This is a genomic window from Verrucosispora sp. SN26_14.1 (assembly GCF_004307965.1).
Taxonomy (GTDB): domain Bacteria; phylum Actinomycetota; class Actinomycetes; order Mycobacteriales; family Micromonosporaceae; genus Micromonospora.
Window position 1 is genome coordinate 1 of record NZ_SISL01000710.1, and the last position, 2,017, is coordinate 2,017.

Below are 2,017 nucleotides of genomic sequence, written 5' to 3' on the forward strand. Positions count from 1 at the left end.
GGTGGGGGAGGGGCAGGGTGGGGCGGTGGGGATGCCTGCGGGGTTCGGGGTGTACCGGGTGGAGCGGCTGCTGGGAGTGGGGTCGTTCGCGACCGTGTGGCTGGCGTACGACCCGGGACTGGACGCCCGCGTGGCGATCAAGGTGCTGGCCGAGAACTGGCACCACGACGTACGCGTCCGGGAACGCTTCCTGGACGAGGCCCGCCTGCTGCGGCGCATGGAGGACGACCGGCTGGTGCGGGTACGCGCCGTCGGCGAGCTGCCGGACGGGCGGCCGTACACCGTGCTGGACTGGGCCGACGGGGGCAGCCTGCGGGACCGGCTCGCCGACGGGCCGCTGCCGGTGCCGACCGCCCTGACCGTGCTCGGCGAGATCGCCGCCGGAGTGGCCGTCCTGCACCGGCACCGGGTGGTGCACCGCGACCTCACGCCCGGCAACATCCTGTTCCGCAGCACACCGGCCGGTGAACGGGTCCTCATCGCCGATCTCGGTCTGGCCAAGGCGCTCGCCGTCGCCTCGGGACTCACCGTGCGCGCCGGTACCCCCGGTTACATGGCGCCGGAGCAGGACGACCCGCTGGCGGTCGTGGACGTACGCGCCGACGTGTACGCGCTGGGCCGCCTCGGCCTGCGCCTGCTCGGCATTCCACCACCCGGCCGCCCAGACCCCAGGGACGCGACCCCTGCGTCCGACCACTCTGACCTTAGGGACGCGACCCCTGCGCGCGAGCTCCCTCGACCCGAGGACCCGACCACTCCATCGTTGGCCGGAGGTGCCGACCGGCCGCACGTCGACGGGACACGACTACGGCTGGGCGTCCCACCGGCGGTGGCACAGGTGTTGCGCCGGGCCGGGGCGACGCGACCGGACGACCGTCACCCTGACGCCGCCGACTTCCGGTCCGCGTTGCTGGCCGCCACCGCCATGAACGACCCCGTGTCGGATGTCGACAGGCGTACACCGTGCGCTGTCGACGCGGGTACGCCGACGGCTGTCGCCCGTGTCGGTGCGACCACGACCGGCGGGACGACGGCCGTCCCCGTCGCCCCGGCCGTCTCCGGGACCGCGCGACCCGACGGTGGGCACGCCGGGCCGGTGCGGGCGCGACGTCGGTGGTGGGGTGGCGTCGGGCTGGTCCTGGTGCTGGTGGCGACGGCGGGTGCGGTGGCGGCCGACGCGACGGCGGTGACGCGTACCGCGACGAGCGGAGCGCTGCGCGTGGACCTGCCGGACGGGTGGCGGTCGGCGGGCACCGGCTGGGCCGGCCGGTACGGCGGGGACGGGCGACTCGAACCGGCCCTGGTGATCTCGCCCGAGCCGGACCGCTGGGCCGTCGATCCGACGGTGCCGGGGGCGTTCCTGGGACTGTCCGCGTCCGCCGGACGGCGCACCGACCCGGCCGGGTTCGTCGCCGAGCAGCCGCACGCGGACTGCACCCCGGCGCCGGTGCGGCGGGTACGTCGGGGTGGGCTGGACTGGGTGGTCGCCCGGTTCGACTGTGCCCGGGACCGGCCGGTGCTGGTGGAGGCGGCGGCCCGCGCCCCGGTCGGTCTGCTCTACGCGCAGGTGGTGCCACCACCCGACACCGCCGACGCGTTCGTCGAGAGTCTGCTGGACGGAGTACGGGTCGGCTAGCGCACCACCACCGTGACCACGTGGACCGTGCCCTCGTGCGGGATGGTGACGTCCACGGTGCCGCTGCGGAGGAAGCGGACGTCGACCACCCCCGCCTCGTAGTGGCTGTCGGCCAGATCCGTCCGGTCCACGGTCACCTGCCCCGGCCCGATGCCCTGGATCCGCAGCACGCCACCGGTGGCGAGGCAGAGCGACGTCGGCATCGGGCCGACGTCGGCCAGCACCAGGTCGTACCGGACCGCGCCGAGGCGGGCGTCGGGCGTGGTGGGGGACGGTGGTCGGGGCGTACTCCTGCGGGTGGTCGGGACCGGCGCGGGCGGCGACGGGCTCCGTGTGGCCCGGACGGACGGCGGCCGGGGGTCGGTGGTGGTCGGCCCGGCC

At 75.8% G+C, this 2,017-nt stretch carries 2 protein-coding genes; one reads left to right on the forward strand and one right to left on the reverse strand.

The window, feature by feature from the left end; all coding sequences use genetic code 11:
* Nucleotide 1 precedes the first annotated feature (1 nt).
* Entirely contained in the window at nucleotides 2-1,636 is a 1,635-nt protein-coding gene (locus tag EYA84_RS33785) for a serine/threonine-protein kinase (RefSeq protein WP_236146070.1), read from the forward strand.
* On the opposite strand, the gene EYA84_RS32810 is transcribed toward EYA84_RS33785, so the two are convergent.
* The coding region (locus tag EYA84_RS32810; protein WP_161595081.1) for a hypothetical protein at nucleotides 1,633-2,017 on the reverse strand (385 nt) is incomplete at its 5' end. The two genes, EYA84_RS33785 and EYA84_RS32810, sit on opposite strands and share 4 nt — an antisense overlap.